Genomic DNA, 23903 nt, shown 5'->3' on the forward strand with positions numbered 1-23903 from the left:
CCGCGCCGCGACAATCGGACGATGACGACACTGGATTCCGGCCTGCGCCGGAATGACGAGCGAAAGAACCAGCGCGCCGGTCTGCGCACGACGTATATATATGTAACGACCCGCGCCCCAGGGCGAAACCGCACCCTGGTACAAATTGTCGCACCCCCTCAGCCCGGCTCTGGTCCGTCGACCGCCCCCTGCCGCACCGCAACACCCCGTACGGATGCGTGCGCCCTACCCCGCGCGTACAATCCCGCGATTCCCCACCTGTCCTTTCGGCTACAACCCCTGTGACCCAGCCCATTCTCAGCCCCGAACTCCCGACCGGTGTCGAACCGGCGCGTGCGCGCATCACGGCCAACTGGCTGCGTGACGAGACCGAAGCGGTCAACGACCTGCTGGCGCAGGCCACGCTACCGCCCGTCGAGCGCGAAAAGGTCATCGACCTCGCCGCCGACCTGGTGACCCGCGTGCGTGCCCGCGCCAAGGACCAGAGCGCGGTCGAATCCTTCATGCGCCAGTACGACCTGTCGTCGGAAGAAGGCGTGCTGCTGATGTGCGTGGCCGAAGCGCTGCTGCGCATCCCCGACAAGAGCACCGCGGACAAGCTGATCCGCGACAAGCTGGGCGACGCCAACTGGAAGAAGCATCTCGGCCAGAGTGAGTCGCTGTTCGTCAACGTATCGACCTGGGGCCTGATGCTCACCGGCAAGCTGGTGACGCTGTCGGAGGAAACCCGCCACGACTTCACCGGCGCGCTGCGCCGCCTGGTCGGTCGCGCGGGCGAGCCGGCGATCCGCCTCGCCGTGCGCCAGGCCATGCGCATCATGGGCCACCAGTTCGTGATGGGGCAGACCATCGGCGACGCGCTGGACCGCTGCGCACAGAAGGAATACGCGGTCTACCGCTATTCGTACGACATGCTGGGCGAATCCGCGCTCACCAGCGAAACCGCCGAGCGCTACCAGCAGGATTACCGCAACGCGATCGCCTCGATCGGCTCGCGCGGCCCGTTCGCCAACCACACCGATGCGCCGTCGATCTCGGTGAAGCTCTCCGCGTTACACCCGCGCTACGAAGTGGCCAAGCGCGAGATCGCCCGCCGCGACCTCACCGCCAAGCTGCTGGAGCTGTCGCAGCTGGCCATGAAGCAGGGCATCGCGCTCTCCGTCGACGCGGAGGAAGCCGATCGCCTGGAGCTCTCGCTGGACATCATCGGCGACGTGTTCGCGCATCCCTCGCTGGAAGGCTGGAACGGCCTCGGCATCGTGGTGCAGGCGTATGCCAAGCGCACGCCGTTCGTGATCGACTGGCTGATCGAGACCGCGCGCGCCACCGGCCGCCGCTGGTACGTGCGCCTGGTGAAGGGTGCCTACTGGGACGCCGAGGTGAAGCGCGCGCAGGAAAACGGCCTCGCCGGCTATCCGGTGTATACGCGCAAGCCGAACACCGACGTCTCGTACCTTGCCTGCGCACGCAAGCTGTTCGACGCCGGCTCGGAGCTGATCTACCCGCAGTTCGCCACGCACAACGCGCACACCATCGCCGCCATCTATCACCTCGCGCAGGGTCGTCCGTACGAAAACCAGCGCCTGCACGGCATGGGCACGGACCTCTACGCCGAAGTGATCGGCAAGCAGAACCTCAACGTGCCGTGCCGCGTGTACGCGCCGGTGGGCACGCACGAAGACCTGCTGCCCTACCTGGTGCGCCGCCTGCTCGAGAACGGCGCCAACACCAGCTTCGTCAACCGCGTGGTCGACGAAACGCTGCCGGTGCGCGAACTGGTCGCCGATCCGTGCGAGACCGTGCGCGCCTTCGCCTCCATCCCCCACCCGCGCATTCCGCTGCCGGTGAATCTCTACGGTGAACTTCGGAAGAATTCCATGGGCGTCAACTTCTCCAACGACAACGAACTGAAGGCTCTCGCCGAGGCCATCCAATCCAAGAACGGACCGTGGACCGCCGAGCCGCTGGTGCCGGGCGCCAAGAGCGCTGGCCCCACCGTGCCGGTGACCAACCCGGCCGATCGCCGCCAGTCGGTGGGCAGCTATGTCGCCGCCGACAGCGCGACCGTGGAGAAGGCGCTGGCCAACGCGGTCGCCGCTCAGCACAACTGGGATCGCCTGCCGGCCGCCAGCCGCGCCGCGATCCTCGAGCATGCCGCGGAGCTGCTGGAAGCGCGCCGCGGCGAGTTCATCGCGCTGTGCGTGCGCGAAGCGGGCAAGAGCCTGCCGGACTCGATCGCCGAGATCCGCGAAGCCGCCGACTTCCTGCGCTACTACGCCACCATGGCGCGCCGCCTGTTCGGCCATCCGGAACAGCTGCCCGGCCCCACCGGCGAGAGCAACCAGCTGTTCTTGAATGGCCGCGGCGTGTTCGTCTGCATCAGCCCGTGGAACTTCCCGCTGGCGATCTTCCTGGGCCAGGTCAGCGCCGCGCTGGCCGCCGGCAACGCCGTGATCGCCAAGCCCGCCGAGCAGACCAGCCTGATCGGCTACGCTGCCGTGAAGCTGCTGCACGAAGCCGGCGTGCCGGCTGACGTGCTGCAGTACCTGCCGGGCGACGGCGCCACCGTCGGTGCCGCGCTCACCCGCGACCCGCGCGTGGCCGGCGTTGCCTTCACCGGCTCCACCGAGACCGCGTGGGCGATCAACCGCGCGCTGGCCGCGCGCAACGCGCCGATCGCCGCGCTGATCGCCGAGACCGGCGGCCAGAACGCGATGATCGCCGACTCCTCGGCGCTGCCCGAACAGATCGTCAAGGACGTGATCTCCTCCGCCTTCCAGTCCGCCGGCCAGCGCTGCTCGGCCGCACGCGTGCTGTTCGTGCAGGAAGACATCGCCGACAAGGTATGCGACATGCTCGCCGGCGCGATGGCCGAGCTGAAGGTCGGCGATCCGGGCCAGCTCAGCACCGACGTGGGCCCGGTGATCGACGAGGACGCCAAGAAGATCCTGGTCGACCATGCCGCGCGCATGGAGAAGGAAGCGAAGAAGATCGGCGAAGTGAAGCTCGATGCCGCCAGCACCGGCAACGGCACCTTCTTCGCGCCGCGCGCCTATGAGATCCCGGGCCTGTCCACGCTGACCCGCGAAATCTTCGGCCCGGTGCTGCACGTGATCCGCTGGAAGGCCGATGAACTGCCGAAGGTGGTCGAAGCCATCAACGCCACCGGCTACGGCCTCACGCTCGGCATCCACAGCCGCATCAACGACACCGTGGATTACATCCAGGCCCACGCGCGCGTGGGCAACTGCTACGTCAACCGCAACCAGATCGGCGCGGTGGTCGGCGTGCAGCCGTTCGGCGGCGAGGCCCTGTCGGGCACCGGCCCGAAGGCGGGCGGCCCGCACTACCTGCTGCGTTTCGCCGGCGAGCGCACGCTCACCATCAACACCACGGCAGCCGGCGGCAACGCTTCGCTGCTGACCATCGGCGAGTAATCGCACCACGGGCCGATGCCACCGCACCGGCCCGTTTCGTTTCCGGAGGACGCATGCGGATGGCCCGGCTCCTCGCAGCTATCGCCCTGGCCTGCGCCTTCCCGCTGCAAGCGCAGCCGCAGGACACCACGCTTTCCGATCCCACGCGGCTCGGCGTCGCGGCCAACACGCGCTATCTCGACGCGGCCGGACGTCCGCTCGACTACGTGTCCTTCATGCGGCAAGTGAACGACGGCAAGCGCTACAGCAGCACGCGCGACACGCGGGCCGGCGCGGCCATGCTGCGCATCACCGGCCCCGTGCCCGGGCATCGCGGCATCCGCCTCGCGTTTGGGCGTGGCGACCGGTTTCCGCCGTTCGAGCTGCCCGTGCTCGAGGGCGGCACGAAACGGCTCGGCGACCTGCACGGCCGCTATACCCTGGTGAGCTTCTTCTTCGCGGACTGCGCGCCATGCATCGCCGAAGCGCCGATGCTGGTGGCCTACGCGCGCGAACACCGCGACATGAACTTCGTGGCGATCACCTACGAAGACGCCATGGAGGCGAAGCGCTTCGCCTCCGACCGCCATTTCGATTGGCCCATACTCCACGATGGCCAGGGCCTGATCGACGTGCTCGGCGTGAGCGTCTATCCGACACTGATGCTGATCGACCCGGACGGCCGTGTGGCAGGCGCTGCCGTGGGCATGGCGATGCGCGACGACCAGGCCAAGCGACTGGCCGACCTGACGGGATGGATCGAGCAATGGAAGCGCGCCGAACCGAGCGCGCCGCCGCCGGGCGAAACGCGCTGATTCAGCGCGAAGGGACGGCGACCGGCGGCGCCTGCGGCGCGACCGCGCGGCGATCCAGTTCCAGCGCCACATCCGCCACCGGCTGCTTCAACAGCATCTCGCAGTCACGCTCGTAATTGTTGAGCACGCGCCACGGCACCTCGCGCCCCTGTCGTGGCAACACCGGTGCGCCACGCTGCACATAGCCGGAGGTCAACGAACCCATGATGGTGTCGTCCTGTCGTTCGCCCGCCGGGGCGCGCGGCGTAACGACCTCCACGCCATGCGTCGCCATGTAGTCGAACAGCCGGCAGAGATAGCGCGCGGCGATATCGGCCTTCAACGTCCACGGGGCATTGGTGTAGCCGAAGATGCAAGCGAAGTTCGGCGTGTCCTGCAGCAGCACGCCCTTGTAGGTCACCAGCTCGCCCATCACGCGCGGCTCGCCGTCCACCTGCAGCGCCATGCCGCCGAGCGTCTGCATTTCCAGCCCGGTGGCCGTGACGATGATGTCCGCGTGCAATGCTTCCCCCGACTGCAGGCGGATGCCTTGCTCGGTAAAGCCCGCGATGCGACCGGTCATCACGGAGGCCTTGCCGCTCTTGATCGCCTCGAACAGATCCGCGTCGGGCACCACGCAAAGGCGCTGGTCCCATGGTTGGTAGTCGGGCGTGAAATGCCGCATGTCGACACCCGCAGGAAGATGCTTGCGCACGCCGTCGATGAGGAATGCGCGCACCTTGCCTGGCCACCGGCGTGCCGCCTTGTAGATGAGACGCGCAAGGAAGATGTTGCGTCGGCGCGCCAGGCGGAATACCAGCGGCTTCGGCAGGAAGCGCCCGAGCACGGCGGATATCGTGTCGAAACGCGGCAACGAGAGGATGTAGCTGGGTGAACGCTGCAGCATGGTGACGTGCGCGGCGTCGTTCGCCATCGCCGGCACCAGGGTGACCGCCGTCGCACCACTGCCGATGATGACCACGCGCTTGCCGCGGTAATCAAGGCCCTCCGGCCACTGCTGCGGATGCACGCGCAGGCCGCGGAAGCGTTCTTCGCCGGGAAAGCTCGGCAGGTGGCCCCGGTCGTAGTTGTAGTAGCCCGTGCAGGCGATCAGGAAGCGGCAGCTGAAGTCGCGCGTTTCATCGCGCGATTCGTCGAGCGCACGCACGGTCCAGCGGCGTTCGCGACTGGACCACGAAGAGGACACGACCTTCAGGCCGTACCTGATCTTTTCGTCGATGCCGTACTGCTGCGCCGTCTCCATCACGTAACGGCGGATGGAAGGCCCGTCAGCCATCACGTCCAATGCATGCCAGGGTCGGAACGCGTAGCCGAAGGTGAACATGTCCGAATCCGAACGCACGCCGGGATATCGGAACAGGTCCCAGGTACCCCCCATGGCGGCGCGGCGTTCGATCAGCGTCACGCGCAGCTGCGGATGTTCCATCGCGAGATGGCAGGCCATGCCGATGCCGGACAAGCCGGCGCCGATGATCAGCACGTCACTTGCAGACGAAGCATCCTGGTCCATGCATCGGTCCCCGTGGCCGCCCATGCGCAACGAGCACCGCTAGCTTACGCCCTGCGTGGCGGCGGCATGGCCTGCAGGAGTGGCGTGCCGCACAAGGCCTGGTCAGGCGGTGCGCCGTGACAGCACGCGGCAGCCCACGGCGTAACCGGCGGTGACGCCGGTGGCGGAGGCGAGTATCAGCATCATCCAGGCGAGCGGGTCGGTGAGCACGAACCCGAGCTTCCACTCGGACGATGCCACCATGGACATGAAGGTGCCGGCCGCGAACAACCCGCCAACGCAACGCGACCACCGGCGGAGCCTCCGTGGAACCGGTGGATAAGGGGAACTTGTCTCACGGTGATACGGGGAACGGGAGTTCATGCGACAGGCCGGCGGGACGGCAATGGATGCGGAACCGATAGCCTAGAAATCAGTGAAGCCCGACAACATCGGACAAATCCGATAATTGGTTGCTGGTTGCACCTACGTGGCAGTCATCCTTCGTCCGGCTCGACGCTACGCCGCCACGAACTTCCGCCAAACCGGGGTTGATGCTGTACCCGTCCGCAAGGATCAGTAAGGCGTGGTCTCGATCAAGGCCTTCTCCGCCGCGCACTGCGGGCCGGCGCCAGCGGGGCCGGCCTTGCGATAGGCATCCAGTTCGCTGCGGGCATCAGCAAGGCTGGCCTGGAACGACGGCGAGGCGTGCAGGACCGCAACGACGGCCGCACCGTTCATGGCACCCGCCTCGATCGCACTGAGATTGTGCACGCCGCATACCACCCGGCTGTCGCCGAACGCGCGCGAGCGCAGCAGCAGGTCGGTGGCGCGATCGGGCGCGAGTTCCGTAAGCACGAGCCCTACCGCCCAGCCACGCGTGGCGTGGCCCGAGGGATAGTCGAAGCTGTGCGACAGCTGCAGCGTGGACTGGCAGGTGGCGCCGTTGTCGATCAGGAACGGGCGCTGGCGCTGGTTGGCCTTCTTCGCGGGACTGGTGGAGGCGTCCGCGGCCTTGCTGGCCAGGTCCACCAGCGCCGCCAGTTTCGGCAGGCGCCCGGCATCGAGCGGAACACCCATGGCGCAGCTGAAGTCCGCCATCAGCTTGGGCGTGGCATAGTCCACATCCTGCTGGGCCAGCAGCCAGCGCGGCGAACCCTCCAGTGCGCGGGTGGCGCGGAAGACGCCCCGATCGGCCTCGTAACGCGGTGAACCGGCCCTGGGCGCCGCCGGCAGCAACACGGCCGTCTGCAGTTCGGCGGTAGCGGTGGCCACCGTCGACTCCGGCGGCACGGCCGCGGTCCTGGTCGGCGCGCAACCGGCGGTGAGCAGCAGCGCCAGCAGGCAACCGGCGGGGATCAGGACCTTGTTCATGCGCTCCCCCTCTTCGTGGGTGGGTCTGGGTCGTGGTGCATTGCATAAGGTGATTCGGCGTTCGCCATGATATAGATCAAATCCACGTCCGATCTTTCCGACGTGAGGGACGGGAGCAGCCACGATGACGTCCGTACCCACGGGCCATCCAATCGATGACACGGTGGCGGCACTCCTCGGTGCCGACCCGCGCTATACGGCGGCCGAAACCCCGCCGAACGTCCTCGTGCACCTGACCCAGCTGGCGCTGGCGCGCGGCATCCGCTGCGATGACTGGTTTGCCGGATCGGGGCTTACCCGCGAGCAACTCAACGACCCGACGCTGCGGGTGAGCTATCGCCAGACGCGCTCGGTGATCCGGCGCGCCCTGCTGGCCACCGGCGAGACCGGCCTGGGCCTGGCCGTCGGCCGGCGCGAGACGCTCGGCAGCTTCGGGCTGCTCGGCCTGGCCATGATGACCTCGGCCACCTTCGGGGACGCCATGAGGGTGGGCATCACCCACCACCGGGTAAGCGGCAGCCTGCTGGACGTGAGCTTCGAGGAAGTAGGACCACGCGAGGTCGCGCTGGCGGCCTGGCCACGTTTCAACGATGCCCCGTTGCTGCCCTTCCTGTGCGAAGAGCTGTTCGCCAGTGCGCTGGCCATTGCGCGCGAATTGCTGGGCCGCGGCTTCAATCCGTCACGGCTCGAAGTGACTTATGCACGGCCCGCCCATGCCGACGCCTATGAGGATTATTTTGGGTGCGAGCTGGCGTTCGGTGCGCGCTACAACCGCGTCGTGCTGGATGTCGCCTGGCTGGCCCAGCCGTTGCCCACGCACAACCCGCTCACCGCCCAGCAGTCGCTGGCCCTGTGCATGCAGCAGTACGACGCCAGCGGCGCGCAGCAGGAAATCGTCGCCTCGGTGGAACGACTGCTGCGCAGCCATCTGCGCCAGCAGCCGCGCCTGCCGGACGTTGCGCGCATGCTCAACATGAGCGAGCGCTCGCTGCGCCGGCGGCTCGCCGAGAGCGGCCGCATCTTCCGCGAGATCCATGACCGCGTGCGCGCCGAGCGTGCGCTGGAATTGCTGCATGGCGGCACGCTGAGCGTGGCCGACATCGGCCAGGAAATCGGCTTCAGCGACCCTCGCGAATTCCGCCGCGCGTTCAAGCGCTGGACCGGCATGGCCCCGCGCAGCGCCCGCCAGCACGCGGCCTGAGTGTCGCCAGCGGAGGCGGGACCGGGTAAGCAACAACGTGAAGGACCTGATCACCGGCACGCGTCGCAGGCAGGACGACAACGCGTTCTGCGGTCGCCCGGGCACCAACGACACCACCGATATCGGCCTGGCGCCGTACCTGGCGTACTCGCAATCGCTCAAGGCGGCCCATGGCACAGCGCCATCCGGCGCTGCCGCGGCTACCTGCGCGAGATCACTGTGCCGGCGCGTTATCGCTGGTGGCCCACCCCGTGCCTGCCGGTGATGACCGCCCGCCAAGGCACAGCGGCGCTTGCGGCCGATGCAGGCGCCGTGGCATCCAGCCGTGCCGAAAACCGATGGCTGGCAGGCCGCGTGACGGCGGCCTGCCGGTGCATCGATGCTCAATTGCCCTGCTTGATCGAGCGTGAGGTGACGAAGGTGTAGCCCATGCCCTGCAGCCCCTCGACGATCTGCTTCAGGTAGCTGATGTCGAGAAACGGATGGAAGAAGAAGCTCTGCACGCCGTCCTGGACCACCGTGTTGCAGTTGGCGCTGTACAGGATGTCGGCGGGGAAGCGCGCCGGGTTATGGTTGAACGGAACCAGTTCGACGTTGCCCAGTTCCTCGGGGATGACGATGGTGCCGAAGATGTCGCGCACCACATAGGTGTAGTACTGCCCGTAGATCTTCGTGTAGTCAGGCGTACCCGCACCGCAGGCACCCTTGGGGCACCATCCACTGGCGAACAGTCCGCGGTCGTAGCGGGCGTTGAACTGGGAATCGAAGGCCTGGTAGTCGATCGCGGAGCCCGCGTAGTGCGGCGGCACGAAGAAGTTGGGCCAGTTGAACCCTGCCAGTTCGAATTCGTTGAACCCATTCTGGATGCGACCGAGCGCCCAGTCGATGGAGTCCTCGGCGACCGGCGTGTCGTAGACCACGTAGTTGTCCGGGCTGATGTGTGCGCGATAGAACTCGAAGTCGTCGGCGGTGACGCCGCTGTAGGGGTTGGCCACGTTCGAGTATTGATGTGTATAGCCGTGCATCAAGATCAGTCCGCCCTTGGACACCATGTACTTCAGTGCGCTGATCACGGCGGGAGACTGGCTGAGGCGTTTCGTGATCGGTACGCCGTTGTTGTAGTAGCCGTTCGGGTCGACGTAGTACGGAATGACCGCGATGCTGAAAGGCACCTGCTTGCTGTACAGGTAATCGGCGATCGCGCGCAGTTCGGTGGGATCGGCCATGGGGTCGACGTCTTCGATGCGCACCAATGCGTGCTTGCGCGCCAGCATCGCCGGGTTGGACACCTTGCCGATCAGGTCCACCGCGGCGAGATAGCGATCGTTGGGGCCGATATAGCTGAAGGGAATCTCTCCGATGTAGGTGAGGTTGGCCCCCTTGGTTGCCCAGTTGACGATGCCGCCGGTGTCATTGGTGGCGAAGGCGACCACCTGCGCCTTGGTGGGATCGTTGATCACCGTCTGCAGCAGGCCAGAGGGCACCGAGTTCGGATCGCGCTGCAACGCAACGCCCTTGTAGGTCACCTTCAGCGTGTTGCTGAAGTCGAAGTACATCGGCGTGAAACCGTACTTGGCGGCAAAGTTCGCCGAGCGTGCGGACAGCTGCCAGATATTGTCGTTGATCCACAGCACCGGCTTGGTCGTGGCCAGCACGTCGTCGAGCATTTCCACCGGCAACGGCTCGTTGTAGGTCGAGCCGACGTAGATCATGCCGGTGAAATAGCCGAGGTCGCCGGGGGAATAATCCACCGCCCGCTCCAGCGTGTACTGGCCGCCGTGGCTGGCCAGGTTGGCGGCCATCACCGCATAGGCCTCGCCCAGCCAGCCGTAGGGTCCGGTGCTGTCGTAGACCACCAGCGTCTTCTGGTTCGGGTTCGATCCCGGCGCCCCGGTATATCCGTTCGAGGGCGTCGGCGGTACGTAGGTCAGGCTGGCTGCATGAATTCTCGTCGCGTGGACCACGTTCAACGTGGTCGGCAAAGCAGCGCTCACTGGCCTCGGCGGCGCGGGCAGCATGCGCCGGTCGACGTGGCCGTCGTTGGGGGACGATGCCGGCTGCACGGCGTCGGCAAGGGACACGAATCCGAACGCCGCGGAAAACGCCAGCACGGTGCGGAAAAAGCAGGACTTGAGCCCGGGCGGCCCAATCAAGATTGACCTGGTCATGGGAGTGCCTCGCACGCATGGATGGAATCGAAGCGCGCCAGACGAAGTGCGGCTGGCGAGCGCCGTGCCGGAGTGCGATCTACATCCCGAATAGGCAGGCCCTGTTCCCGCGAAGGGAAAGCCTCGCCTCCATCGCGGGAGTCTACGCTCCACGTTGCAAGCCGCTGCCTGCCAGACGAGGTATGGCTTTCAGCGCGACGTCAGCGAGGCCCGGGCGGCGGCCCCGCAAGCGAACTCTCTCGGCAAGAGGCATGTGGCGCGGAGATCGGCACGCTCGACCGGGGCCGCCTGGATACCACGCGAACGCCAACGAGCCCCAGGCATCGGGCCCGTTCGTCGATGGCCGCTCGCAACGGATGCGACCACCGTGCCTCGCGCCTTCCGGCCGGATGCCCTGGCATGGATGCCGGGCAGAAAAGCGGACGCCGCGCTTCCGCCAGCGATCGGATCAAGGGAATTTCAAACGATCGTCACACTGGCCGAATTACCCCCCTTCGTCGCCACTGCGGCCCTCCCCAGCACGTCAACAATTCGTGACAGTGGCCCGTCACGCAGTCAACCGCTACTGGGGAGGTAAGCGACCATGCGCAGGACCCTACTGTTTCTCGCTCTGCCGTTGGCCTTGGCCGCTTGCAACCACGAAGCGCCGCCGGCACAGGACAGTGCCGACGCCACGTTCGAGTCCAAGCTGCAGCAGCAGTTCCTGGACGCCAAGCCGGGCACCGTCATCGACATTCCCGCCGGCCACTACCACCTCACGCGCGGGCTGAGCCTGCGCACCGACGGCGTCACCATCAAGGGCGCCGGCATGGACAAGACCGTGCTGTCGTTCAAGGGCCAGCTGGTCGGCCCCGAGGGCCTGCTGGTCAACGCCAACGACTTCACCATCGAGAACCTGGCGTTCGAGGACACCAAGGGCGATGCGCTGAAGATCAACCAGGGCAAGAACATCACCATCCGCGGCGTGCGCGTGGAATGGACCGGCGGCCCCAAGACCACCAACGGCGCCTATGGCCTGTACCCTGTGAAGACGCAGAACGTGCTGGTGGAAGACTCGGTGGTAATCGGCGCCTCCGACGCCGGCATCTATGTCGGCCAGTCCAACAACATCATCGTTCGCCGCAACCGCGCCGAGTACAACGTGGCCGGCATCGAGATCGAGAACTCGGTGAATGCCGACGTCTACGAGAACACCGCCACCAACAACACCGGCGGCATCCTCGTGTTCAACATGCCCAACCTCTCGCAGGCGGGCCACAGCACGCGCGTATTCAAGAACAAGACGTTCGCCAACAATACCGACAACTTCGCCGCCAAGGGCGCGGCGGTGGCCAGCGTACCCCGCGGTTCGGGCGTGGTGGTGAATTCCAACGACAAGGTGGAGATCTTCGACAACGACATCGCCGACAACCAGACGGCGAACGTGATCATCTCCAGCTACTTCTCCACCAACTACTACAACACCAAGGGCGTCGCGGCCGACTACAACCCGTACCCCAAGGGCATCTTCATCTACGACAACCGCTTCAAGGGCGGCGGCGATTCGCCGGACGGCATCAAGCTGAAGACGCTGAAGACCGCCGTCTACGGCCTGGGCGGCAAGTTCCCCGACATCCTGTGGGACGGCTACGTGGATGAGAAGAAGCTGGTGAACGGCCTGCCGCCGGCGGAAGACCGCTTCTGCATCCAGAACGGCGACGTGGGCGTGATCAACGCTGATGGCCCGCACGACTACAAGAGCCCCAGCACCGACACCAAGGCCTACCAGTGCACGCTGCCGAAGCTGCCGCCGGTGGTGCTCGATCCGGAACCGAAGGCCTGAGGTGCTCGTGCGGATGAAGTCCTGCCTGCGTTTGCTGTTGTTGTCCCTGGCGTTGCTGGCGGCCGGATGCCACCGGGATCTCGATCCGGTGGCGTTCCATGCCGACGGCCGTCCGCAACACCTCAGTGAGTGGCACGTGGTGGAAGTGCGGGACGGCAAGCTGGTGTTGAACCAGGGCGTGGTGCCGTACGACCTCAACACGCCGCTGTTCACCGACTACGCGCACAAGCTGCGCACGGTCTGGATGCCCAAGGGCGTGTCGGCCAAGTACGACCCGGCCGACACGTTCGATTTCCCGGTCGGCACCATCATCAGCAAGACCTTCTACTACCCGCGTTCGAGCACCGGGAAGTTCAGCGACGTGGCGCGCACGTACGACAGTTCGCGCGACTTCGCCGGCGAAGGGCTGGACCTGGCCAACGTGCACCTCATCGAGACGCGCATCCTCGTGCACCGCGAGTCGGGCTGGGCGGCGATCCCGTACGTATGGAAGAACGACCAGAGCGACGCGGAGCTCGCGCGCACGGGCGCCGTCATTCCGCTGACGCTGGTGGCCGACCGCGCGGGCCGCGAAGACTTCAACTACGTCGTGCCCGATGAAAGCCAGTGCGCGAGCTGTCACGCGCAGGACTGGGTGACGCGCAAGATCCACCCGATCGGCCCGAAAGCACGCCACCTCAACCGCGACTACCACTACGCGACGGGCGAAGAAAACGAGCTCGCGCACCTGGTGAAGGTGGGCTATCTCACGGGCGCGCCGGAGCCGGCGCAGGCGCCGCGCAACGCGAACTGGATGGATGAGCAAGCCTCGCTCGACGCCCGCGCCCGTGCTTACCTCGACATCAATTGCGGTCACTGCCACAACCCGAAGGGTGCGGCCAACACGACCGGGCTGACGCTCGATGTCAGTGTCCCGGAAGACCGCCACCTGGGCATCTGCAAGCCGCCCGTCGCGGCGGGCCGTGGTACCGGCGACCATCTGTTCGACGTCGTTCCCGGCTTGCCGGAGGACTCCATCCTGCCTTACCGCATGGATTCCGCCGAACCGGGCGTGATGATGCCCGAGTTGGGCCGAAGTACGGTGCATCGGGAGGGCGTTGCACTGATCAAGGCATGGATTGCGGCGCAGTCGGGGGGCTGCGTCGCGATTCACTAGGGAAGCAACAAGCCGCGGCGCCAAGGCCGCGGCCTTTTCTTATTCGAGGGGAGATCTGGTGATGATGATTCGTCCGCGTCCGCTGTCCGTCTGTCTGCGCCGCTTGTTGCTCGGCGGTTCCGTGCTGATTGCCGGTATGCCGCTGGGTGCTTTTGCCGCCGAAGAATCGCCGGGCGGGGCGCAAGACAGCGCGGCCGGCAACACCGGCACGCAGGCGGATCCCGAGAAGGCCAAGCTGCTTGGCAACATCACCGTGACGGCGCAGAGCCGCACGCAGGAAGTGCAGTCGGTGCCTATCACGCTGCAGATCGTGACGTCCAAGCAGATCGACACGCTGGCCGCCACCGACCTCAGCAAGATGGACATCTTCGTGCCCGGCCTGGTGATCGGCGCGGAACAGCCCACCCAGCCGACCTACGAACTGCGCGGCATCGCCACCAGCAACTTCGGCATCGGCACCGAGTCGGCCGTGGGCGTCTATATCAACGGCGTGTATGCGGCGCGTTCGGGCGGCTCGCTGCTGGCCTTCAACGACATCGCGCGCATCGAAGTGCTGAAGGGTCCGCAGGGCACGCTGTTCGGTCGCAATGCGGCGGCGGGCGCGATCTCCATCGTCACCAACGAGCCGACCGACAAGTTCGAAGGCAAGGGACGCGTGCGCATCGGCAACGACGGCCGCCGTTACGCCGACGCGCTGGTGAATCTCCCGCTCAACAAGGACATGGCGCTGCGCCTGAGCGTGGTCGACAACCAGAGCGACGGCTGGATCAAGGATGCCGCGACCGGCAAGGAATACGGCAAGGACAACGACTGGGGCACGCGCGCGGTGTTCCGCTGGAACGTCACCGACAACACGCGCGTGCTGCTGTCGTGGGACCACGAGAAGCTCAATCAGCCGCCCGAACCCGCGATCGGCCTGGTGCCGCTGTCCAACGACACCAATGAACGCCCGCCCTTCCCGCCCGACCCGGCAACCTACTACAACCCGCTGCACGCGCCGCTCTACAACGACACCGTCGGCGGCAAGGAAACGCGCCGCTTCGACGACGGCACGCTGCAGATCGACCACGCGTTTTCGTGGGGCGACTTCGTCTCGACCACCGCATGGCGCGGCTTCGATACGTTCAACAAGGGTGACTACGACGGCACCAACCATATCGTCACCTACCTCGATACGGCCAACATCGAGCACAACAACAGCTGGTACCAGGAGTTCAAGCTCTCCGGCAACACCGACCTGATGGACTGGGTCGGTGGCGTGAGCTACTACCAGGAGCAGGCGCGCCAGACCAGCCAGACCAACGTCTTCACCGACAGCCTCGACACGCTGGCGCAGAACCTGATGGGCGTGGGAACGCCACTCACCGACATCGGCAACGCGCTCACCGCGATGGGCCTGCCGGTGTCGTTGCTGGGTGATCCCTGGCACGAAGGCATCAGCAACGACGGAAACTTCAAGGCGTACGCCGCATTCGGCGACGTGATCTGGCATGTCAGCGACCGCTTCGACCTGACCACCGGCCTGCGTTACACGCGCGACAAGAAGGATTTCAGCTGGTACACCATGCCGCGCAGCGCGCCGCAGTTCGATGCCACCATCGCCGGCCTGCAGGGCCTGGGCATCATCGACATGCTGCCGCCCGAGGCGCAGATGGCGCTGGCCGCGTTCGGCGGCAACGTGATCTTCCCCAACGCCGTGGGCGAGCACGTGAAGGCCAGCAACACCTGGAACAACGTCAGCCCGCGCGTGGTGGCCAGCTACAAGTTCACGCCGGACGTGATGGGCTATGTGTCCGTCACCAAGGGCTACAAGGCGGGCGGCTACAACAGCGTGCAGGTCGGTTCGGAGTTCGCCCCGGAGAAGGTGATCAACTACGAAGCCGGCATCAAGACCCTGTTCCCCGAGCACAACCTGCTGCTCAACGCCTCGACCTATTACTACCGCTACGACAACAAGCAGTCGCTGCAGCTCGATCCGAACTACAGCGGCTCGGGCGTGCCGATCTACATCGTCAACAGCACCGACCAGGAGGCCAAGGGCCTGGAGCTGGAGGTGCAGTGGCAGCCGATCGACAGCCTGCGCTTCAACTTCATGGGCGCGTACATCGACTCGACCTACCGCAAGGGCACCGCGCCGGACGGCATCGTGCTGACCGACCAGCCCACCGGCACGCCGAAGTTCTCCGGCGCGGCCTCACTGGCCTACACTTGGCACCAGGTGTTCAATGGCGACCTGGAGTTCGACCTGTCGCAGGCCTATCGCGGCAAGTCGCGCTGCAACGCCGACTCGGAGTTCCAGGGCGAATGCGTGATCAGCCCGAACTTCAAGGTCGGCACCAGCCAGCAACGCACCGACGCCCGCCTTGACTGGCACGCGCCGAACGATCGCTGGGGTGTGGCGCTCTATGGCACCAATGTCTTCAACAAGCGTTACGTGACCGGCGTGAACAACATCACCACCACCGTGTTCGGCACGCCGTTCGCGTCCATCTCTCCGCCCCGCATGTGGGGCCTCGAACTGCGCGCGAAGTTCTGACCATGAAAGAGCCCAGCCCCTCCCTGCACGCCACGCTGCTGCGGTTGCGCGAAGCGCAGGCACGCGATCCCATGCCCGGCTGGGATGCGCGCGCCACGCGCCTGCGCTCGCTGGAAAAGCTGCTGACGGAGCAGCGAGTGGCTTTCGCCGAGGCGATCAACGCCGATTTCGGCCACCGGCCGGCGGAGGAAACCGAGTTGCTGGAGCTCTATCCCAGCATCTCGAACCTGCGCCACTCGCTGAAGCGCGGCAGGCGCTGGATGCGCGCGAAGCGCGGCCTGGCCAACCTGGCGTTCCTGCCGGCACGCACCACGCTGATGCCGCAGCCCCGCGGCGTGGTGGGCATCATCGTGCCGTGGAACTATCCGCTGTTCCTCGCGGTGGGCCCGCTGATCGATGCACTCACCGCCGGCAACCGGGTGATGCTCAAGATGAGCGAGTACACGCCGCGCTTTTCGGCGCTGTTTGCCGAACAGGTGGCGCGTTACTTCCCGCCGGATGAGGTGGTCGTGGTGACCGGTGATGCGCAGGTCGCGCAGGCGTTCTCCTCCTTGCCGTTCGACCACCTGCTTTTTACCGGCTCCACGGCCGTCGGCCACCACGTCATGCGCGCCGCCGCGGCGAACCTGACGCCGGTGACCCTGGAGCTGGGCGGAAAATCGCCGGCGATCGTCGGTCCGGGCGCGCGCATGGACAACGCGGCCGAACGCATCGTGCTCGGCAAGCTGGTCAATGCGGGACAGACCTGCATCGCGCCCGACTATGTGCTGGTGCCACGCGAACGCATGGGCGAGTTCATCGACACCGCGCGCGCCTCGGCATCGCGCCTGTATCCGGCGATCGGCAAGCAGGAGCAGTACGCATCGATCATTTCCGACCGGCAGTACGAGCGCCTGGCGAAGCTGCGCGACGGGGCGCTTGCAGCCGGCGCGCGCCCCGTTCCGCTGAGCGATGCCCAGGACGTGCCTTCCAGGCGCCTGCTCGCACCGCTCATGCTGACCGGCGTGAACGACGACATGGCGGTGATGCAGGACGAGATCTTCGGGCCGCTGCTGCCGGTGCTGCCGTACGACTCGCTGGACGAAGCGATCGCTTACGTGGCCTCGCATCCGCAGCCGCTCGCGCTGTACCTGTTCGAACAGGACGACAAGACCATCGACCACGTGCTGTCGCGCACGCATGCCGGTGGCGTCACGGTCAATGACACGCTGTACCACATCGCCCAGCACGGCTTGCCGTTCGGCGGCGTGGGCCCGTCGGGTATCGGCGGCTACCACGGCGAAGCGGGCTTCCGCACGTTCTCGCACATGAAGCCGGTGTTCCATCAATCGCGCATCAACGGCGCGGGCATGCTCAACCCGCCTTACGGCGCGCAGTTCAAGCGGATGCTGAAGCTGCTGATGCGCCTGGGTTGAATCACAGACATTCCCTGTGGGAGCGCACCCTGTGCGCGACAACAACGCATCGATGTGACCGCTCCGCTGGATTGTCGCGCACAGGGTGCGCTCCCACAGAAAGAGCGGTAGAACCAAGAAAAAAGCCACCCCTCGCGGGGTGGCTTTTGGTTTTCTGCACCGCTGGCGATTAGAACTTGTACTGGGCCGACAGGCTCAGCAGGTTGCCGTAATCGTCGGAGCTGCCGGTGATCACGTCGCCGGTGGAGCTGGCCACGTTGATGCGCGCGCTGTTCACGAAGATGTGCGCGTACGAAGCGTTGATCACGAAGTGCTCGCTCGCCTTGTAGCCGATGCCGAAGCTGACCAGCTGGCGGGTGCCGTCGGGCACGCGCGGGTCGCGGGTGGAGGTCTGCGTCGGCGTGGTGTCGAGCGCGAGACCGCCGCGCAGGGTCAGCTTGTCGTTGACGTAGTAGTCGCCACCGATGGAGACGTACCAGCTGTTGCGCCAGTTGAAGGCTTCGGTCGTGGTCGGCTGCGCCGGGTTGCTGTAGTACACGTTCAAGTTCTTGAACACGTCCCACTTGGTCCAGGCCGCATCGATGCCGAGGCCGAACTTCTCTTCCTGGTGCCAGTAGCTGGCCGTCGCCACCGCCGGGGTGGTGAACGGCGCGGAGCCGTCGGTATGCGTGAACGGCACGCCGCCCGCGCCGGCCAGCAGCGCGGCCACGGTCGGGTTGGACAGCAGGGCCTGCACGTTGGCCGGCATCGTGAAGTTGGCGGTGCCTTCCAGCGTGTGCGCGATCTTCGAGCGGTAGCTCAGCGAGAACTTGTCCTTCGGCGACAGCTTCCAGAACGCGCCGACCTGCCAGCCGTAGGCCCAGTCGTCACCCTTGATGCGGGCAAGACCGTCCGAACCCGGCGGCACGATGGTGTTGACCTGGCCCGCGAGCTGCTGGCCGGCGGCCGGCGGGATGGCGCCGGCGGCCACGGCCTGCTGCACCAGGCCCAGGCCCACGGCGTTGTAGTTGATGGCGGAGGTCAGCTCGGCCGAGGTCTTCTGCGCGATGCCGCTGACGCCCAGCGAGAAGGTGTCGGTGACGTCGTAGGACAGCGACAGCGTGCCGTCCAGCGATTCGAACTTGGACTTGATGGCGTTGTAGCGGCCCTTCCAGTTGGAGTCGTACTCGGTCTGGAAGCCGAACGGCACGGTGAAGGCCGCACCGAAGTGCCACTTGTCCGCGAACTGCGTGGCGAAGAACAGCGCCGGTACCGGCATGGTGGTGCCGGCGTCGCCGCCGTTGCCGCCGCTGATCGGGCGACCCAGCGCGTCATGGGCGGTACCGCTGAACGTGGTGCCGAAGTTGATGGCGGTGACGTCCGCCTGGAGGTAGGTGCCCTGCAGGTCCGACATGGCGGCCGGGTTGTTCACCACCACCGACACGTCGCCACCGGCGGTGGCCGAGCCGGCATAGGCGCGGCCCATGGCGGCGGCACTGTTCTCATGCAGCTGGAAGGCGCTCGCATGGGCGCTCTGCGGCGCAGCAAACGAACCGAGGATCGCCAGACTCAGCGCGGCGAGCGCGAGCGGACGGCCCGTACGGGAAAATGGGCGGAAAGACATCTGCATCTGCATGCTCCTGCTTATCGTTAGGTCTGGCTCGGGATAGCGCGGGGAATTGACGACTGCGCTTGATTTTCATACGCGCGTTTGAGACCCCAGGGCGTGACTGTGCCCACTCGATACGGGGCTTGCAAGTGCGGACGCAGCAAAAATTTCACATCTCGCCGGCCGGTTCCATGACGATCGTCGATAAATGGCGAAGATGACGACCGACTCGCGAATCGGGACGCACCGGCGCCGGACTGGTAACCTTGTCCGTCCCCGCGCCGTTGCCAGTGCGCCCTTCCCTCCGCAATCGACCGGGTACCGCCATGCACTGTTACGTCTATGCCAGCCAGCGCAAGCCCGACAGCTACCTGTGGCTCCGTGAGCGTGACGACTTCGCCTGCATCCCCGCCCCGCTGGCGCTGATGCTCGGCGACCTGCGGCTGGCCCTCGAGGTGGAACTCACCGGCCAGCGCAAGCTGCCCCATGAAGATCCCCAGGTGGTGCTCCACCATCTCGAAACGCAGGGCTGGCATCTGCAGCTGCCGCCGAAGGAGACGTTGGCCTCGGCCAACCATCCCGAGTACAAGAGCAAGCCGCACGACGATCAATGAACTTCGAGGGGCGCGGTTAACACGGGATTACCGTCTGGCGCCATCACGATTCCTATACTCCGCGCCCATGGCCTATTCAAAAACGCGTCGCCCGCCTCCGTTCCTGCAAGCCCTTGCCTGGTTCATTCCCGGCCTCGTCGCCACGGCGATCGCGGCGTTCGGCGCGCATCCACTCGCGCTGATTCCGCTGCTGGTCGCCAATGCGCTGACCATGGCGGCGGTGTGCCACGCGATCGGCTTCGACCCGGAACCGCGCTTCGGCCGCACCGTGTTGCGCCGGGGCGCCGCCTACCTGGTGATGTTCACCGGCTATGTCGTGCTGGTGTTTGCGCTGGTGGCCTGGCCGATGCTGCGGCTCAACCAGTCGCACAGCCTGGGCGCCGCCCTGCTGCTCGCGGGTGCGCTGGTGGTGGCGCTCGCGGCCTTGTGGCGCGTATGGCCGGCGTTCGGCCTGGTCTATGTGTGGGATGACGCCTATCCGGCGCAAAGCGACGGCTCGTGGATCTTCACCGCCACCGCGCGCAGCCTCGCGTTTGGCCGCCATCTCTCGCGCGAGGAACGTTTCTTCACCCACTTTCTTCCGGCGGCCTTCTCGCTGCTGGCGCTTGCCTTCGTCGGCATCGCGCTGACCGGCCTCTATGGCGTGATGCCGTCCGAGCTGCGCACGGCAGCCCTGATCATCTACGGCGTGCTGCTGATGCCGCTTGGCTGCCTGGTGATCGCCAACCGCACCCTGCGCGCCCTGCTTTGCGAGAGTCGTCGCCCCGCGCGCCAACCCGCCGGCGGCGTGGTTGAGCCGGCGCCCGCACCGAAACCCAAGCCCGCGCCCCAGCTGAGCGAACAGGAGCGCACGGCCGGCACGCCGGAACAGGCGCGGGCCTTGCTCGCGGCCACGCGCGATGGCGACATCGAACGCGCGCTGGCCCTGGTGGAGGCCGGTGCCGATCCCAATACCGCGCCGGCCCAGGGTGATCGCGACCAGCGCCCGGTGTTGATGCTGGCCGCACTGTTGCCGGATACGCGCCTGCTGCGCGCGCTGATCGCCAAGGGCGCGGACGTCAACCGCGCCACCGGCGGCCTTACGCCGCTGCTTGCCGCCACGCGTGACAGCTGGCATGGCCGCGCCGAGGCCGTGATGACCCTGCTCGCCAACGGCGGCAATGCGCTGGCCACCGATGCCGAGGGCAACACGCCGCTGCATGGCGCCGTGCTGAGCGGCGAGCCCATCGTGGCGGCGATGCTGCTGGATGCGGGTGCGCCCATCAATGCGCTCAACAAGACACGCCTCAGCCCGCTGGCCGTCGCCTGCCGCGCCGCCAACTGGTCCGTGGCCAAATTCCTGCTGGAGCGCGGCGCCAAGCCCACGCCCGCCGATGGCGAGCCCGCGCTGGTGGCCGCCGCCAGCATCGCCGACGACGACGTCGAAGGCGTGAAGTTGCTGCTCAAGCATCGGGCATCGGTGAACGCCGTGGACTCGCGCCATCGCAGCGCACTGATGACCGCCAGCTCCGAAGGACACGAACAGATCGCCCGCACGCTGCGCGCGGCCGGCGCCGACGTGAACCTCCTCGATCGCCATGGCAGCACCGCGCTCATGGAAGCCGCCCGTGCCGGCGCCGTCGGCATCGTGAAGTTGCTCGCCGAGGCCCAGCCCGACGCGCGCGCGCGCGACAGCCACGGCCGCGATGCACTCACCCTGGCCTGCCAGTCGCCGCGTGCGCATGCGGAAATGGTGCGCGCGCTGCTCGCGCTGGGCGCCGAACCCAAGACCGCAGGCAGTGATGGCCGCAGCGCACTCGACCACGCCGCCGCCGCCGGCCGCTGGGACCTGGTGGCGCTGCTGGATCCGGAAACACCGCTGCCGGCCAGCCTCAGCCTGGACGCACTGCCCGAAGGCGCGGACACCCCCGCGCATCTGCTCGATGCGCTGCGCTTCGGCCACTGGGCCATCGTGTCCACCTTCGCCACGCGCGTGCGCGAGTGGCCGCAGGCGCAGCTCGCCCAGCTCTACCTGGATCTCGCCACGCCCGGCCTGGGCGCCGCTCGCCGCTGGCTGCTCGATCACGCGCTGGAACCCGAGGCGCGCCTGCAACCCCAGCTGGTGGATGACGCCGACGTCGATGAGCCGCGCGAAGCGCAGTTGCCGCCGCTGGGCCGTCGCCTCTTCGATGCGCTGCTGCAACAGCTGCCCGCCGCCACCGAGGCGGTGGAAGACCTGCTGCAGGCAGGCGCCACGCCCGCCGGCACCGGCTTGCTGACGCAGGCCCTGCTTCGCCTGGAGGACAGCGTGCAGGGCGCCGCGCTGCCGCTGGCGATGCTCGAGCGCGGCGCCGATCCCTTCGGTGCCGATGCGCGCGAGCGCACGCCGGTGCATCTGGCCGCCACGTTCGGCCAGTTGCCGCTGCTGGAAATGCTGCTGTCGCGCGGCTGCGATCCCAATACCCGCGACGTCAACGGACGCACGCCGTTGTTCGCCGAACTGGAACACGGCGAACTCGCGCTGCCGCTGGTACGCGCCCTGGTCGCGCACGGCGCCGATCCGGAGGCGATCGACGCCAACGGCGAAACGCCGCTCGGTCTCGCGCTGGAACACGACGCGGTCGAACGCTGGTTGAACTGGGGCGACTGGAAGCGACCTGCACGCCCCGTGCGCGCCGGAGACCTGCCGCAAGCCGCGGCGGCCGGCGCACTCACCGCGGTGGATCGCCTGCTCGAACTCGGTTTTGCGGTGGATACGCGCGATCACCAGGGCGCCACGGCGCTGCTGCACGCCTGCGGCGCAGGGCACCGCGAAGTCGCCGCACTGCTGCTGGACAAGGGCGCCGACGCCACGCTCGCCGCCAACAACGGCATCACGCCGCTCGCCGCCGCGGTGAGCGCGCGGCGCGAAACGCTGGTGGCGCTGCTGCTGCAGCATGGCGTGGCCGTCGACCAGCGGCTGCCCGGCGAAGCCACGGCGTTGATGATTGCCGCCGCCATGGGTTATCCGGAAGTCGCCGAGCAACTGCTCGATGGCGGCGCGGACGTGAACGCCGTGGATGCGCGCGGCCATGGGGCCCTGCACGCGGCGGCGCAGTACGGCTTCGACCACAACGACAGCCTGCGCGCACGCCGCCTCTTCGATGCCCTGCTCAAGCGCGGGGCCGACGTCAGCCTGGCGGACAAGGAAGGCAAGACGCCCCTGCTGTTGCTGCTGGGCGCGCATCTGCGGCCCGGCAGCGAGTGCGACGCCACGCATATCGGCGCGCTGGTGCCGGTGCTGCTCGACGCGGGCGCATCGCTCGAACACGCCGACCAGCGCGGCGTCACCGCACTGCACGCCTGCGCGATGCATGCCTTGCTGGCGCCCGCCCGCGTGTTGCTGGCGCGTGGCGCCGACCGGCAGGCCGCCGATGCATTCGGCCGTACCGCCGCCGACGTGGCGCGCACCATCGGCTATGTCGATATCGCGCACGAACTGGCGGCGCGCAGCGCCGGCGCCATTCCCAGCGTGCGGCAGATGCTCCGGCAACCGGCCCAGCCGGCCGACTGACAAGAAAAGGCCCGCGCGAGCGGGCCTTTCATTGTCGTGTACGCCCTCCTGTAGGAGCGCACCCAGTGCGCGATCGCCTTTCGCCTCGGTCTTAACGGCTTGTCTCGCCGGCTCAGTCGTTGTGCCCGGATCGTCGCGTTATCGCGACGGGGCTCGCCTGCGGCGGGCTTCCGAGCCGCTGCCGCGGCCCGGGTCACTTTCTCTTGCTTGCCCAAGAGAAAGTAACCAAAGAGAACGGCACCCCGCGTGGCACTGTCTGGGCTGCGCCCAGCCAGTCCGTGAGGGGTGGCCGGGCTTTTCGACCAGGCTCCTGCCCGGACGAAAAGTGCCCGACATCCTGTCGGGCACCCCTGCGGGGCCTGATCGACCACCCCTCACCGCCCCACAGGGGAGGGGTGAAGGCTCGTGCCGCTGCGCGGCACATCGCATCGAGGAGCTGAAGGCCGCCGTCCCTTTCTGTAGGAGCGCACCCAGTGCGCGACCGCGGACTGGCAGGGTTGCCTCGAACCGCGATGGTCGCGACGACGCAAGGCCAAGGTGCGTTGCAACGTGGCGGTCGCGCACTGGGTGCGCTCCTACAGAGATAGGAGAGGTTTTGGCGAGCACCCACCCCTCACCCCAGCCCTCTCCCCGGAGGGGAGAGGGAGAAAAACCGGCGGTGCGGCGCGAATAGATCCCCTCACGGCCCCAACGACGTTGCCTTGAGTCCTCTCCGCGTCGGCGCGTGGCGGTGTAGCCGCTCCGTTCGAGGTAGTAACGAGCGCATCACGGCTGGCC

At 67.1% G+C, this 23903-nt stretch carries 15 protein-coding genes; 10 read left to right on the plus strand and 5 right to left on the minus strand.

From position 1 onward, the window contains the following. Positions 1-281: 281 nt before the first annotated feature. Both putA and JMF82_RS17960 read left to right on the plus strand, forming a co-directional pair. Positions 282-3437 carry a bifunctional proline dehydrogenase/L-glutamate gamma-semialdehyde dehydrogenase PutA gene (putA, locus tag JMF82_RS17955; RefSeq protein WP_201315902.1) on the plus strand — a complete coding sequence of 1052 codons (3156 nt, stop codon included), beginning with the start codon at positions 282-284 and terminating at the stop codon, positions 3435-3437. Between the two features lie 59 nt (positions 3438-3496). Then, positions 3497-4231 carry a TlpA disulfide reductase family protein gene (locus JMF82_RS17960; protein WP_201315903.1) on the plus strand — a complete coding sequence of 245 codons (735 nt, stop codon included), beginning with the start codon at positions 3497-3499 and terminating at the stop codon, positions 4229-4231. Position 4232: 1 nt separating this feature from the next. Here JMF82_RS17960 and JMF82_RS17965 read toward each other — a convergent pair whose 3' ends face one another. The 3 genes from JMF82_RS17965 to JMF82_RS17975 all read right to left on the minus strand — a co-directional run bounded on the left by JMF82_RS17965 (position 4233) and on the right by JMF82_RS17975 (position 7094). Then, on the minus strand, positions 4233-5741 hold the full coding sequence (locus JMF82_RS17965) for an NAD(P)/FAD-dependent oxidoreductase (protein WP_201315904.1): 1509 nt from the start codon (positions 5739-5741) through the stop codon (positions 4233-4235). Positions 5742-5843: 102 nt separating this feature from the next. After that, the gene (locus tag JMF82_RS17970; protein ID WP_201315905.1) at positions 5844-5990 is read right to left on the minus strand and encodes a hypothetical protein; all 147 of its coding nucleotides are present in this window, start codon (positions 5988-5990) and stop codon (positions 5844-5846) included. 306 nt (positions 5991-6296) lie between these two features. Continuing rightward, positions 6297-7094 carry a phosphatase PAP2 family protein gene (locus JMF82_RS17975; RefSeq protein WP_201315906.1) on the minus strand — a complete coding sequence of 266 codons (798 nt, stop codon included), beginning with the start codon at positions 7092-7094 and terminating at the stop codon, positions 6297-6299. Between the two features lie 124 nt (positions 7095-7218). Here JMF82_RS17975 and JMF82_RS17980 point away from each other — a divergent pair, with 124 nt between their 5' ends. Together JMF82_RS17980 and JMF82_RS17985 are read left to right on the plus strand one after the other, a co-directional pair. Next, entirely contained in the window at positions 7219-8295 is a 1077-nt protein-coding gene (locus JMF82_RS17980; protein ID WP_201315907.1) for an AraC family transcriptional regulator, read from the plus strand. 37 nt (positions 8296-8332) lie between these two features. Further along, positions 8333-8560 (plus strand): hypothetical protein, encoded by a 228-nt coding sequence (locus tag JMF82_RS17985; protein ID WP_201315908.1) that lies wholly within the window; start codon positions 8333-8335, stop codon positions 8558-8560. Between the two features lie 118 nt (positions 8561-8678). On the opposite strand, the gene JMF82_RS17990 is transcribed toward JMF82_RS17985, so the two are convergent. Then, positions 8679-10463, minus strand: coding sequence for a polysaccharide deacetylase family protein (locus tag JMF82_RS17990; protein WP_201315909.1), 1785 nt, complete (start codon positions 10461-10463; stop codon positions 8679-8681). A 583-nt stretch (positions 10464-11046) separates the two neighbouring features. Here JMF82_RS17990 and JMF82_RS17995 point away from each other — a divergent pair. The 4 genes from JMF82_RS17995 (at position 11047) to JMF82_RS18010 (ending at position 17392) form a co-directional block, all read left to right on the plus strand. After that, complete coding sequence (locus JMF82_RS17995; RefSeq protein ID WP_201315910.1) at positions 11047-12285, plus strand: parallel beta-helix domain-containing protein; 1239 nt, start codon at positions 11047-11049, stop codon at positions 12283-12285. A 13-nt stretch (positions 12286-12298) separates the two neighbouring features. Then, complete coding sequence (locus JMF82_RS18000; RefSeq protein ID WP_201315911.1) at positions 12299-13441, plus strand: SO2930 family diheme c-type cytochrome; 1143 nt, start codon at positions 12299-12301, stop codon at positions 13439-13441. A gap of 61 nt (positions 13442-13502) precedes the next feature. After that, positions 13503-15977: a TonB-dependent receptor gene (locus JMF82_RS18005; protein ID WP_201315912.1), complete on the plus strand. Its 2475-nt coding sequence runs from the start codon at positions 13503-13505 to the stop codon at positions 15975-15977. Positions 15978-15979: 2 nt separating this feature from the next. Further along, positions 15980-17392, plus strand: coding sequence for a coniferyl aldehyde dehydrogenase (locus JMF82_RS18010; protein WP_201315913.1), 1413 nt, complete (start codon positions 15980-15982; stop codon positions 17390-17392). A 169-nt stretch (positions 17393-17561) separates the two neighbouring features. On the opposite strand, the gene JMF82_RS18015 is transcribed toward JMF82_RS18010, so the two are convergent. Beyond that, entirely contained in the window at positions 17562-19001 is a 1440-nt protein-coding gene (locus tag JMF82_RS18015; protein ID WP_201315914.1) for an outer membrane protein transport protein, read from the minus strand. Between the two features lie 305 nt (positions 19002-19306). On the opposite strand from JMF82_RS18015, the gene JMF82_RS18020 reads away from it, so the two are divergent. Then, positions 19307-19594 (plus strand): YcgL domain-containing protein, encoded by a 288-nt coding sequence (locus tag JMF82_RS18020; RefSeq protein ID WP_201315915.1) that lies wholly within the window; start codon positions 19307-19309, stop codon positions 19592-19594. Positions 19595-19661: 67 nt separating this feature from the next. Further along, positions 19662-23126: an ankyrin repeat domain-containing protein gene (locus tag JMF82_RS18025; RefSeq protein WP_201315916.1), complete on the plus strand. Its 3465-nt coding sequence runs from the start codon at positions 19662-19664 to the stop codon at positions 23124-23126. The last annotated feature ends 777 nt before the right edge of the window (positions 23127-23903 follow it).

The organism is Dyella sp. EPa41 (assembly GCF_016586165.1).
GTDB lineage: Bacteria > Pseudomonadota > Gammaproteobacteria > Xanthomonadales > Rhodanobacteraceae > Dyella.